10 protein-coding genes and 1 pseudogene are annotated in these 13,327 nt (G+C 59.0%); 6 read left to right on the top strand and 5 right to left on the bottom strand.

What is annotated here, in order from left to right; genetic code table 11:
• Nucleotides 1-195 precede the first annotated feature (195 nt).
• Entirely contained in the window at nt 196-1,485 is a 1,290-nt protein-coding gene (locus tag APH33_RS14980) for an OprD family porin (protein WP_054885892.1), read from the top strand.
• 30 nt (nt 1,486-1,515) lie between these two features.
• On the opposite strand, the gene APH33_RS14975 is transcribed toward APH33_RS14980, so the two are convergent.
• From APH33_RS14975 to APH33_RS14965, 3 genes and pseudogenes are all read right to left on the bottom strand, one after another.
• Nucleotides 1,516-3,186, bottom strand: coding sequence for an FMN-binding glutamate synthase family protein (locus APH33_RS14975; RefSeq protein WP_054885891.1), 1,671 nt, complete (start codon nt 3,184-3,186; stop codon nt 1,516-1,518).
• A gap of 104 nt (nt 3,187-3,290) precedes the next feature.
• The gene (locus APH33_RS14970) at nt 3,291-4,658 is read right to left on the bottom strand and encodes a HAMP domain-containing sensor histidine kinase (RefSeq protein ID WP_054885890.1); all 1,368 of its coding nucleotides are present in this window, start codon (nt 4,656-4,658) and stop codon (nt 3,291-3,293) included.
• 1 nt (nt 4,659) lies between these two features.
• Nucleotides 4,660-5,354: pseudogene (locus APH33_RS14965) on the bottom strand (response regulator).
• A gap of 156 nt (nt 5,355-5,510) precedes the next feature.
• Between APH33_RS14965 and APH33_RS14960 the strand changes: the two are divergent.
• Complete coding sequence (locus APH33_RS14960; protein WP_371263253.1) at nt 5,511-7,790, top strand: TonB-dependent siderophore receptor; 2,280 nt, start codon at nt 5,511-5,513, stop codon at nt 7,788-7,790.
• 175 nt (nt 7,791-7,965) lie between these two features.
• Here the strand turns inward: APH33_RS14960 and APH33_RS14955 are convergent, their stop codons facing one another.
• Nucleotides 7,966-8,157, bottom strand: coding sequence for a hypothetical protein (locus APH33_RS14955; protein WP_054885888.1), 192 nt, complete (start codon nt 8,155-8,157; stop codon nt 7,966-7,968).
• A 68-nt stretch (nt 8,158-8,225) separates the two neighbouring features.
• Nucleotides 8,226-8,438, bottom strand: a complete 213-nt coding sequence (locus tag APH33_RS14950; RefSeq protein WP_054885887.1) for a DUF3079 domain-containing protein — start codon at nt 8,436-8,438, stop codon at nt 8,226-8,228.
• Nucleotides 8,439-8,573: 135 nt separating this feature from the next.
• Here APH33_RS14950 and APH33_RS14945 point away from each other — a divergent pair, with 135 nt between their 5' ends.
• From APH33_RS14945 to APH33_RS27530, 4 genes are all read left to right on the top strand, one after another.
• Entirely contained in the window at nt 8,574-9,017 is a 444-nt protein-coding gene (locus APH33_RS14945) for a DUF2442 domain-containing protein (protein WP_054885942.1), read from the top strand.
• A 747-nt stretch (nt 9,018-9,764) separates the two neighbouring features.
• Entirely contained in the window at nt 9,765-10,682 is a 918-nt protein-coding gene (locus tag APH33_RS14940) for a DUF1837 domain-containing protein (RefSeq protein ID WP_054885886.1), read from the top strand.
• Between the two features lies 1 nt (nt 10,683).
• Entirely contained in the window at nt 10,684-12,783 is a 2,100-nt protein-coding gene (locus APH33_RS14935; RefSeq protein WP_082433610.1) for a DEAD/DEAH box helicase, read from the top strand.
• Between the two features lie 253 nt (nt 12,784-13,036).
• Nucleotides 13,037-13,327: DUF5677 domain-containing protein (locus APH33_RS27530; RefSeq protein ID WP_218187130.1), on the top strand; the 291-nt coding region annotated here is incomplete at its 3' end.

Below are 13,327 nucleotides of genomic sequence, written 5' to 3'. Positions count from 1 at the left end.
CATTTGTAATCGCCCACGGCTAGGATTCGGCCAACGCTTGCTGGCCACCCATGGCCATGCTGCTGCGAAAGGCCCGCCACACCATTGTCGGCGGGCCTTTCAGTTCGGATCCGCATAGCGTCGAACCTACGAAGGGGCGTTGGTTCCTGGCGTAATAGTGCAAAGCGTTTTTGATTTAGAAATAAGGAAAACAACATGTTGAAAACCAGGATCAGCCTGGTCGCCCTGGCGATGATCGCCGCGACCCAGGCCCAGGCCAACGATCAGGCCGACAGCAAGGGCTTCCTCGAGGACAGCCACGCCAACATTCTGCTGCGCAACGCCTATATCAACCGCGACAAGAAGCACGGCAAGAACGACCAGAGCGAATGGGGCCAGGCCTTCATCGGCAAGTTCTCCTCCGGTTTCACCCAGGGCACCGTGGGCGTGGGCGTTGACGCCTTCGGCCTGTACGCACTGCGCCTGGATGGCGGCAAGGGCCGTAATGGCGCGGCCGGCGTCGACTTCTTCAAGCCCAGCGACACCGCACCGACCAATTCGCCGCACAACCTGGCCCGTGGTGGCGCTGCCATCAAGTTCCGCGTCTCCAACACCGTGCTCAAGTACGGTGACATGATGCCTGAGCTGCCAGTGCTGCAGTACGACGACAGCCGCCTGCTGCCCGAGAGCTACACCGGTACATTCATCACCTCCAAGGAAATCGAAGGCCTGGAGCTGAATGCCGGTCACTTCACCGAGGAAGCTCGCAAGAGCGCCGAAGGGCGTGACAGCGGCCACCTGAAGTCGATCGATGTGTTCGGTGGCAGCTACAAGTTCACCAACAACTTCACCGCTTCCGCCTACACGTCGAACATCGAAGACGTGATGAAGAAGCACTACCTGGGCATGAACTACGTCTTCCCGATCGCGGTTGACCAGTCCCTGACCCTGGACTTCAACGGCTACAAGTCGGACATCAACAGCAAGTACGTGCAGAAAGCCGAGCTGACCGGTGACGAAAACACCATCTGGAGCCTGGCGGCCACCTACGCCTTTGGCCCGCACTCGGTGACCCTGGCGCACCAGCGCAGCACCGGCAGCACTGGCTACAACTACGGCTGGTACCAGGACCGCGGTGGCGTGGGTGACGGTGGTTCGACCATCTACCTGGCCAACTCCTACTGGTCCGACTTCAACGCCGAAGACGAGCGCTCCTGGCAGCTCGCCTACGGCCTGGACTTCGGCGCCTTCGGCATGCCGGGCCTGACCTACAAGATCGCCTACGTGGCGGGTGACAACATCAACACCCACGGCTTTGGCGAAGGTAAAGAGCGCGAAATCTTCAACCAGCTACGCTACGTGGTTCAGGACGGCCCGGCCAAGGACCTGTCGGTCAAGCTGCGCGGTTCCTGGGTGCGCACCAACAACGCGGTACAACAGAACGGCTACTTCGACGACGGCAACGAAGTCCGCGTATTCGTCGAGTACCCGATCAGCATCTTCTGATCCTGACCACTCGTTACGAGCAGCCCCGGCCTATGCCGGGGCTGTTTCTTTGCGGCGTACGCTGGCGGCAGCCGGCGCGGCCGGTACATCGCCTGTCTCCGGCGCAAAGCTGTCACTGCGCGCCATCCGCCACATCCGTGCATAGAACTCGCTTTCGATCGAGCCACTGAGCAATTCGCCAGGCCTGAGGAACTGGTGCAGGTCGGAAAACAGGCTGATCTCGCTGGTGCTGATACGCCGCGCCAGGTGCTTGGGCTTGAGTTCCGAAGGGTGTTCAAGGCCTGCGGCAGCGAGCATTTCGGCCAGGGCATGCAACGTGTTGCGATGGAAGCTGGCCACGCGCTCGGCCTTGTCGGGCACCACCAGCGCACGCTGGCGCAAAGCATCCTGGGTGGCGACACCGGTCGGGCACTTGTTGGTGTGGCAGCTCTGCGACTGGATGCAACCGATGGCGAACATGAAGCCACGGGCCGAGTTGACCCAGTCGGCGCCGATGGCCAGCACGCTGGCGATATCGAAGGCGCTGACGATCTTGCCCGCCGCGCCGATGCGGATACTCGAGCGCAAGTTCAGGCCGACCAGGGTGTTGTGCACGAACATCAGGCCTTCGCGCATCGGCACGCCCATGTTGTCGCTGAACTCCCGAGGCGCCGCGCCAGTGCCGCCTTCCTTGCCGTCGACGACGATGAAGTCCGGGGTGATGCCGGTAACCAGCATGGCCTTGGCGATGCCCATGAACTCCCACGGGTGGCCCAGGCAGAACTTGAAGCCCACCGGCTTGCCGCCCGACAGCTCGCGCAGGCTGGCGATGAAGTGCAGCAGCTCTGTCGGGGTGCGGAACGCACTGTGCGCGGCGGGCGAGATGCAGTCTTCGCCTACGCGCACACCGCGGGTGGCTGCGATTTCCGGGCTGACCTTGTGTGCCGGCAGAATCCCGCCATGGCCGGGCTTGGCGCCCTGGCTGAGCTTCAGTTCGATCATCTTCACCTGCGGGCTGCGCGCCTGTTCGGCGAAGCGTTGCGCGTCGAAGTGGCCGTCTTCGGTGCGGCAACCGAAGTAGCCGCTGCCGATCTCCCAGATCAGGTCGCCGCCATGCTCGCGGTGGTAAGGGCTGATGCTGCCCTCGCCCGTATCATGGGCAAAGCGGCCAAGGCGTGCGCCCTGGTTGAGTGCGGCAATCGCGTTGGCACTGAGCGCGCCAAAGCTCATGGCCGAAATGTTGAAGATCGACGCGCAGTAGGGCTGGCGGCATTGCGGCCCGCCAATGGCAATGCGGAACGATGCCGGGTCGGGTGTGGCGACCGGCAGCATCGAGTGGCTGATGAATTCGAAGCCGGGCTTGTAGGCATCGTTGAGCGTGCCGAAGGCTTTCTCGGCGCTCTCGTTCTTGGCCCGGGCATACACCAGCGAGCGCTGCGAACGGGAGAACGGCAGCTTGTCGTCGTCACCTTCGATCAGGTACTGGCGGATCTCGGGGCGGATGGTCTCGATGAGGTAGCGGATGTTGCCCAGGATCGGGTAGTTGCGCCGCACCGCGTGGTGGCTCTGGCGCAGGTCGTTGAGGCCGACCAGGCTGAGCAGGGCGGTCACCACCGTCAGCGGCCAGAGCCAACTGTGCTGGGCAAGAAACGGAATGCTGGCGAAGGTGAACAGCAGGCACAGGGCCAGGCAGGCATAACGGCTGGGGAGCGAATCTTTCATGGGTCCATCGCAGGCTGGATGACGCGGCCTAGGATAGGCAAACCCCAGGTCGGGAAAACCTGGGGTTTTGGTAAAAGACTATTACCTGGGCGTGAGGGGCTGGATCATCGGGGCAGCAAGACACTGACGCGCAAACCGCCGCCTTCGCGATTGTGCAGCAGCAATTCGCCGCCATGGCTGCTGGCGATGCGCTGGGCGATGCTCAGCCCCAGCCCATAGCCCCCGGAAGCCTGATTGCGTGACCCTTCGCCACGCACGAACGGATCGGTGATGGTGGTTAGCAGGCCGGGCGCGATGCCGGGGCCGCGGTCGTCGATGTGGATGTAAACGCCAGTGATGGTGGTTTCCAGCGTCACCGAAACCTGCCTGGCGTAACGCAGGGCATTGACCACCAGATTCTGCAGGCAGCGTTGTAACAACAGGGCATCGCCCCGCAGGCTACCAGCCTTGCCATCTACAGGTAGTGGTTCCGCGCTGCTGGCAAGGTCCGCGCACAGCCGCGCCACCAGGCGGTCGAGGTCGACCTGCTGAAGGTTTTGCTGCTCGCCAGCGCGCAGGTAATCCAGCACCTGGCCGATCATGTTGTCCATCTGGGTGATATTCTGCCGCAGGCGTTCGCGCTGCTCATCGTCCGGCAAGCGCTCCAGGCGCAGGCGCATGCGCGTCAGCGGGGTGCGCAGGTCGTGGGACACGGCGGCCAGGAAATGGGCCTTGTCTTTGACCATGGCGATCAGCCGTTGCTGCATGGCGTTGAAGGCCAGCGCGGCCTGGCGCACTTCCTCGGGGCCGTCCAGGGCCAGCGCTGGCTGTTCCAGGTTGCTGCCCAGCCCACGCGCCGCGTCGGCCAGGCGCCGCAACGGGCGCAGGCACAGGCGCACTGCGATCAGGCAGACCAGCAGCACGGCGACGATGCGCAGCGCATAGACCCGTAGCAGGTAGTCACTGATCAGTACCCACGCCGACTCGCCGCTCCAGCCCTGCAGCTCCTGCCCGTCGATGCTCAACCAATGGCCATCGGGCAACGGCACGGCGAACTGGATATGCGCCTGGGCGGTGCGCAGGCCGAACAGGCTGCGCCAGACGATCGGCTGACCCTGTTCGTCGGTCAGTTGCACCTTCAGCAGGCGCACTGCCTGGGCATGGCCCAGTTCGTACTTGAGCGCCTGTTGCAGCAACAGTTCGACGCGCCGGCGCCCGCGCGGCTGATCCTCCTGCTGCACAGGTTGGTTCTCGGCGCAACGCAACTGGTAGTGCGCGGGCACCTGCAGGTCTTGCGTGTGGCAATTGGCCTGGGCAATCAGTGGAGCACTGCGTGCGGCCATGAGCCGGATCGGTGCCTCGAGCACCTGGGCGAAACGCACATCGAACCAGATGCTGCTCGACATCAACTGGACCACCAGCGTGCCGCTGACCATGATCAGCAGTAGCTGGCCAAACAGCGTGCGCGGCCACAGGCGACGGAGCCAAGGCATTTCAGCCCCCGGCCTCGGCACGGCCGAGGCTTAGCAGGTAGCCTTCGTTGCGGATGGTCAGGATCTGGATATCGCCGGCCGGTGCACGGCGCAGTTGCTGGCGCAGGCGGCTGATACACATGTCCACCGAGCGATCATCGGGGTGGTGGTCGCGGCCAAACGCACTGCGTGTCAGCTGATCACGCGAGACCACCCGGTTGTTGGCCTCCAGCAGTTCACGCAGCACGCGGTAATCGGAGCGGGGCAGGGTGAGGGTTTCGCCGTCGGGGCGGGTCAGCAGGCGTTTGGCGTGGTCGATGCTGAAGCCTGCGAAATGCTGGGCTTCGGCCGCTGGCTCTTCGGCTGGAGTATCCAGGCGTTGCGGGCGACCAGCTCGCGCGGTTCGAAAGGCTTGGCCAGGTAGTCGTCGGCACCCACTTCCAGGCCGATGATGCGGTCCAGCGTGCTGCCCTTGGCCGACAGCATGATCACCGCCAGGCCCGCCGTCGCCTGCAACTGGCGGCACAGGCTCAAGCCATCCTCGCCAGGCAGCATCAGGTCGAGCACCACCAGGTCGACCTTGCTCGCGGCCAGCTGCTCGCGCATGCCTTCACCGTCTGCTGCCGCCAGTACGGTGTAGCCGGCATCGGTAAGGTAATCGCAAAGAAGTTCGCGGATCTCGTCGTCATCGTCGACAACCAGCAAGGTCGTGCTCATCGGAAAAACACCTGTTCGGGAGGGCCGGCAGCGCTCGTTACGTTCAATTACATCCCGGTACAAGCCGGGTATGGAGCCCAAAGGGCGGATCCCTAGAATCGTAACAAAAAATCATCTGCGAATACGAAACCTTCCCAAATGAGCCTCAAGAGCGCCATGAACGACTTCACTCCTGTTGTCCGGGGCGGTAGCCGCCTGCACCCGCTTGCCTTCTTCATTGCCGTCGCCATCAGTGGCAGCGCCCTGGCTGCCGAAAGCCAGCCGCTGGAACTGGAGGCCACGCAGATCGAGGACAGTGCGCTGGTATCGGCAGACGAAACCGGCCAGCTCGGCTACACGGTGGAGAGCACCCGCAGTTCCACCGGCCTGCAGCTGACCCCACGGCAGACGCCGCAATCGGTCACCACCATCACCCGCCAGCAGATGGACGACCGCGATGTGCACTCCATCGAGCAGGCGCTGGACACCACGCCAGGCGTGAGCGCCACCAAGTCCGAAGTGGGTGGGCGCACTGACTTCCGTGCCCGTGGCTACTCGATCAGCAACTGGAAGGTCGATGGCCTGCAGTTCCAGGGCGGTTCCGACTTCAGCGGCGGCGGCAACGCGCTGAACATGGACCTGTACGAACGCATCGACATCGTACGCGGCGCCAACGGCCTGCTCGGTGGCACTGGCGACCCGTCGGCCACCGTCAACCTGATCCGCAAGGCCCCGACTAAAACCTTCGGCGGCAGCGCCTACGCCACCTACGGCAGTTGGGACAAACGCCGCCTGGGTGCGGACCTCAACCTGCCGCTGTCCGAAGATGGCCGCCTGCGTTCACGTTTCGTGATGACCCAGGGCGACGCCAACTCGTTCCGCGACAACCAGTCCGAGCGTTCGCGTGCGGCGCTGGCAAACTTCGAATTCGACATCGACGATGCCACCACGATTGGCGCCGGTTACCAGTACGAATACAACAAGGTGGTCGGTGGCGGCTGGGGCGCCAACATCCCGATCTGGTACAAGGACGGCAGCAAGACCGACTTGCCACGCAGCACCAACGTGGTGCCGAGCTGGAGCTTCGGCGAATACACCACTCGCACCGCCTTTGGCTCGCTGGAGCACCGCTTCGACAACGACTGGACCCTCGACCTCAAGGCGGCCCAGAGCACGGCCGAAGTGCTCAACCACCGCGGCCTGGCCAAGGTCAATTCGGCCGGGCGTGGCAGTTACGGCGGCTACTGGGACCAGGATGGCAGCGGCGCGGTGCTCAACGGCCTGCACAGCTCCAGTGACACCAGCCAGCAGTCCGCGCAGATCGACCTGTCCGGCCCGTTCCAGCTGTTTGGCCGCACCCATCAGGCGATGGTTGGCTACAACGACAGCCGTACCGTGGCCTGGTCGCCGGAATACAGCTGCAACATGGTCAGCGACGACCGCGTCAGCGCACCCTCGGTGGGCTGCCAGTTCCGCGCCAACAACGGTTTCCCGCTGACCGATTGGCACAACGGCGTGGACAGCGACTACGACATGATTGCCTCGCGCACCGGCCGCCACAGCAAGACCACCACCCGTTTGCAGGGCATGTACGCCGCCACCCGGTTGAGCATTACCGACCCGCTGTCAGTGATCGTCGGCGTGCGCACCACCGATTATTCGGCGACCACCAACAGTGTCGCCGGCGTGCGCAGCAACCAGCAGAACAACGGCATCGTCACCCCCTACCTGGGTGCGGTGTACGACCTCAACGACACCTACTCGCTGTATGCCAGTTACACCGACATCTTCAACCCGCAGACGGCCGAGACCGAAAGCGGCACCAAGGTCGAGCCGATTCGCGGCCAGAGCTACGAGACCGGTATCAAGGGCGAGTGGCTGGACGGGCGCCTGAACGCCTCGGCGGCATACTTCCGCACCAAGCAGCAGAACAAGGCGGTGCTCGACGACGGCCTGACCACGCCAACCGGTGGTGATGCCTACAAGGCTGGCACCGGCCAGGAAACGGACGGTATCGACCTGGAAATTGCCGGTGCGCTGACGCCGAACTGGAACGTGTATGCCGGTTATACCTACCTGCATTTCCGCCGCGTCGACAGCGACGGGCGCAGCGACCCGTCGCACCTGTTCAAGGCCTCGACCACCTATCGTCTGTCTGGCTCGCTGGATCGCCTGACCCTGGGGGCAGGGGTGAAGGCGCAGACCAACATCCGCGCAATTTCCAGCCCGGCAGGGCAGCCGGTGAACGGCGTGAGTGCCGGGGCGACCGACGTGAACTGGTCTGGTTATGCGATCTGGAATGCCATGGCCAAGTACCAGCTGACGGATGACACCACGGTGAGCCTCAATGTCGACAACGTCTTCGACAAGCACTACTACACCCAGTACGGCTTCTATGCCGGGGCGATCTACGGTGACCCGCGCAACATGTCGCTGACGGTCAGCACCGCGTTCTGATCAGTTGGGGCCACCAAGCGGCCCCACTTTGTCGGGGGCAACTGTAATGTACAGACCTTGAAGTCGACGCGATCCCTGTGGGAGCGGGCTTGCCCGCGAACACGGGCGAAGCCCGTGCCATCCACCGCAGTGCCTGCTTCGCGGCTGAAGCCGCTCCCACAAGCCATGCGCAAGGCTACTCGTCCTCTGGCATTTCATCAGTGACCATGACGCGTACATGCGAGCCGCACGGGTCTTCCATGTGCAAGCCAAAATAGCGGGAGTCGTTGGCATCCCAGAACGCCTCGACCTGCGCCATGGAGGCATTGGCAAGCAGCACTTCGGCGTTGTGTTCCAGGATGATCGAGTAACGGATTTCGGCATTCATTGCACAGGGGCTCACAACGGCGGATGGGATTAATTGCTGGCGATGCCATTATGCCAACCTGCTGATTTTCAATCTTCGCCACTCGTCGCGCGGTGCCGCCCATCGTCGGCAAGCCCCAGTGTTCTGTCGAAGCTTTTCCAATCCTCGCCAAACAGCTCCGCAGGATGCATCGTCCGCTCCGCTCCATTGCCGCAGGCGAGGGCCTTGGCCGGGCAATACAGGTCACACCCCCAGCAGATTCGCTCGGGGTGGCTTGGGTTCTGTGGAAATTTCCTGGCCATGGCACGCCTCCAGCGCTAGCCGTTCGACCCCAGCCTATGCCCGCCACCCCTACCCGGTTTGATCGAGATCAACCTTTTGCTGCATCTACGAGGTCATGGATTCGCTTCTTGTTGTACCGCCAATTTGGCGATTCGATGAAACGTCCCCGCTTGCGGGCGGTTGAGCCTCGATCAGGCTCCCGTCTAGAGCTTACTTTTACCAATGGTCAACACTTCATCCTGGATATGAGCGAGGCGCTCAAGGCGTATCCGGGGCTGGCACCACTGGCCAAGCGAAAAGCGTTCGATGGGGTGGTTTTGGGTGACGGTGGATGGTCGGTGGAGTGGCCGAAGTTGGATATTCAGATCGGTGCCGACACCCTGTTGCTGGATGCGCTCGCGCAAACTGCTCCTGATGAGAACACCCGGTTATTCATTCGCTGGCGCCTACGGCATCGGATGACGCTCGACCAGGCTGCCGAAGCGCTGGGCGTGAGTGCACGTAGCATCAGCCGCTACAGTAGTGGTCGGGAAGCGGTGCCACTTACTTTGGCGCTCGCTTGTTTGGATTGGGAAACGTTGGAACAGCGAGCGGCCTGATTGGGTGTGCTGGGTCAGTTCAAGGTGTAGGTTTTAGTCAAGATTGCCGGGGCCGCGTTGCTGCCCTTCGCGACATGAGGCCGCTCACAGGGACTGCACTGACTCACGTGGGCTTTCGGGGACTGAAAACAAAAAAGGCCCACCTTTCGGTGAGCCTTTTGAATATTGCGTATGGTGCGGCACCAGGAGTCGAAAATAATCTTAACTATATGATTCAACTATATTTTTTTATAAATGAGTAGCCGTCTATCTCTAAAACTATCCTGGCATCCGGGATCGCCAGGCATTTGATAGATGGGTGAAAGCAGGACTGGGACAGATTGCCCTCAGTGCGTAACCGCATTTCATGCTGGCCTGATATCAGTGGCTCGGTTCTCCAGCTATGGTACGCGACAGCCAACGACGAAAAGCTATCGTTCCGAGGACGCTATCGGCCAGAAGTAGTCACTCGACATCCTTGCCGTCAGTCGCTGACGCGCGGACAAAGGTGTATCAACGTCTCTGGTGATCTCGATACTAAGCTTGAATGAACCGCTCCATGGGAAACCTTTGATTGTAGGCTTCAAGACGCGCATGCACGTCTAAAACAGCCTCAAGCGGACGATAGCATTCAAGGCCGATGGGCAAGGGGAACGTACCGCAGCGACTTGAACCCATTTTCGGGCTCTGTTGCCTTCAGGCCGGGTTGACGTGAGTTACCTACGCTCACACAATGCAGGCAATATGCCATCTTGATTTGGATTGGAAATGGACTTCTGCATACTGTTGGACTGCCACTTCAACGATTTGAAGCTCGGCGAGACATCTGCCAAAACCGCCCAGAAAAAGGTGCTGAGCCTCGTCAACGACTACGAAGATGGCAAATGGCGCTACTCCAAATTTCAAGACTTCATCTGGGACAATATTGCTGAAACTTCGTTATCTCAACGAGAGCGGGAGAGTCTTGGCGAAAAGCCTTCATCACTGCTTCGGGCCGCCGCCCGAAATTTGCGATTGACGGATAAGGAAGGCGACATAGGCCGTGGCAGCGAGCTTGCAGAGATTGTGCTTTACGGCATCATGAAGCACCAGTTTGCCGCACTTCCAGTGGTTCCTAAGATTTTCTACAAGCAGAATAGTCAAGACAACGCCAAAGGCGCTGACAGCGTGCATATCGTTGTGAATGACGATGACTTCAGCATATGGTTTGGCGAAGCCAAGTTCTATACCAGCATCGAAGATGCTCGACTGGCGTCAATTATCAGCTCGGTGGAAAATTCACTGCAAACGGCGAAGCTGAAGAAAGAGAATAGCATTATTACCAATGTTTGCGATCTGGATGACCTATGTCTGGATCCCGGACTGACTCAGCGAATTAAGAATGCCCTCTCCAATCAGCAATCGATTGACGGGCTGAAGCCCAAACTCAATATTCCGATCCTAATGCTGCACGAATGTGCGATCACGAACGCCGCCACTGTGTTCAGCGACGAATATCGCGCGCAAATTCTGGAATTTCACCAGCAGCGAGCGATGTCTTATATCCGGAAACAAATTGAGCAGCTGAGTGAAAAAATCCATCTATACGCCGAAATAAAATTCCACATCATTCTGTTCCCGGTGCCTCAGAAAGCCCCCATCGTCGACAAGTTTGTTTCCCGGGTTGAGTTTTTACGAGATGAATAGCATGGATGCGTTTGACCAGTGCCACCACATCAACAACCTCATGGAAAGTGGGCATGAGGATTCCGCTCGCGACGAATTGATCAAATTGCTTCATGAACTGAAGACGTCCAATACCCCGTTTTCACCACTTGTGAATCACCTCATCCGCAGGGCCGGACTGTACCCCTACCTAGAATTGGGGTCGTCGTCTTGGCAGGACCGGCTGGTCCATGAGGCGTTCAAGGTGGATGTCGGTGATCCTGAAAAGATCACCATGCACCGCGAACAATCCTTTTTACTGCGCAAACTCTTGGACGGCCAGAGCATCGCCGTAAGTGCTCCGACCAGTTTCGGTAAGAGCTTCGTCATTGACTCTTTCATTTCCATAAAACAGCCGAAAAACATCGCGATTATTGTCCCAACCATCGCTCTGACGGATGAGACTAGGCGCAGATTGCAAGTGAAATTTGGTACAGCCTACAAGATCATCACCACAGCGGATCAGTCGCTGGCCGAGAGGAATATATTGATCTTTCCTCCGGAGCGCGCTATTCAGTACGCGGAAAAGCTGGAAGCGCTGGACATTCTGGTCATTGACGAATTCTACAAAGCCAGCCATGTGCTGGACAAAGAGCGGTCGCCCGCCTTGCTGAAGACCATCCTTAGGCTCAGCAAGCTCTCCAAGCAGCGTTACTTTCTTGCTCCCAATATCAGCAGTATCAAAGACAGCGTGTTCACCAAAGGCATGGAGTTCTGCAATCTTAACTTTAACACGGTATTCCTGAAGAAGTATGATATGCATGAAGAGATCAATGGAGATGAGATAAAGAAAAGTGAAGCGCTGCTGAAAATTTTGATGGAGACCTCAGGAAAGACTTTGATCTATGCCGGTACATATTCAAATATTAACCGCATCACCACACTATTGATCGCAGACAGCCCTCGAGCCTCCAGCCCACTTCTGGATGATTTCAGCCGCTGGCTGGCCGAAAACTACGACCCCAACTGGCCATTGACTCAGTTGGTGAAACGAGGCACCGGCATTCATAACGGGCAACTCCACCGCTCTCTGAGTCAGCTGCAGATCCGTCTGTTTGAAGAAGCCGAAGGTTTGCAGCAGATTGTTTCCACCTCATCGATCATCGAAGGGGTGAACACTTCCGCCCAGAACGTCGTGCTCTGGAGTAATCGCAGTGGCAAAGGCGCCGCCAAGATCACTGACTTTTCCTACAAGAACATTATCGGTCGCGGCGGGAGGATGCTTCGCCATTTCGTAGGAAACATCTACATTTTCGATAAACCTCCTGTGGAAACGGCGACAGATCTTAACTTGGCGGTGCCTGACGAGCTGCTGGGCAGTACCAATGAAGAGGACTTTCAGTCTGATCTGACGGCTGATCAGATTGCCAAAATCGTGGCCTATAAGGAGGAACTGGTCGATCTGGTGGGTGACGAGGGGTACAAATTTATCCGCGAAAGCAACTCGATTCAGACGACACACTCCGGTGTGATCAAAGACATTGTGACCGACCTACGTACCAACCCCAACTCATGGAATGGGCTACGCTATCTGAATTCAGATTGGCCTGAAGACTGGGACCGCTTGCTCTATAAGATCCTGCGTCTGCAACCCGGCGCATGGGGCGCTACGTACACAACTGTGGTCGAATTCATCAAAATCCTTTCCGGTAATTGGCGGTACTCCATTCCGGAACTGCTCACCCAGATGGAACCACTGGACATTGGTGTGGACGACTTCTTCAAGTTGGAACGAACTGTTACCTTCCGCTTGCCTGGGTTGTTGGGTGACATCTGCACCCTGCAAGAAAAGTTACTTGGCGCGCCGCCCAATGACGTCAGCCTCTTCATTGCTAAGGTCTCCTCAGCGTTCTTACCAAAAGTCGTGTACCAACTGGAGGAGTATGGCTTGCCCCGTTCGATAGCCAAGAAAATGCACCGCTGGGGCCTGCACGATTTTGAAGATGAGCAGTTGGACATCCATGCCACTCTCGCTAGACTCTTGGACCAAGAAGGACATATTCGGGCTCGATTCTCCAGCCAACCGGATCGGTTTGATCGGTATATCCTCGATTATTTTTTCGCCGGGATCACCCCACGATGAACTACCAATTTTTGCCGGTAGGAATTTCCCCCACGAGCATCGAACGGCGTGAATCACTCTGCAGTCGACAGTATCCGGATCTCCGGTCCTCCAGTGCGTATAGCGTGTTGGCCGCAGACGCATTTCACATCACCGTCTGAATCACTAACTTAGCGTTCATATGCCCTCACTGCCGAGCAGGGTGAGGGTAAGGAGTCTAACCCTGGAAATTATTTCGCGGTATGTAGCCCTGGGTAATGAATTCGGCTCACTCATGACCGATCTAATTTATGAGTCTCACCTCACCTCCCCAGAGCTGAGTCGGTTTGCTTCTAGTCATTTCGACTACTGTATCGACCGCTCTAACGCGATATATTTGCTGTTGCGCCAGCATGCGTATTGGGATGCGGAAATCGTGATGCGGCCACTGATCGAATGCACTGTTCGTATGTGCTACGTCTGCTATGCACCGAGCGATGCGATACCGAATCTAATTGAGGAGTATGCCCGAAGCCTATATGAGGTGAACCGATTAGAGCAATCGGAACGTGCCAAAAAGAGCCAA

Source organism: Pseudomonas sp. NBRC 111130 (assembly GCF_001320485.1).
GTDB lineage: Bacteria > Pseudomonadota > Gammaproteobacteria > Pseudomonadales > Pseudomonadaceae > Aquipseudomonas > Aquipseudomonas vlassakiae.
The sequence above is the reverse complement of the archived record's forward strand: the minus strand, read 5'-3'. Positions and strand labels throughout refer to the sequence as shown.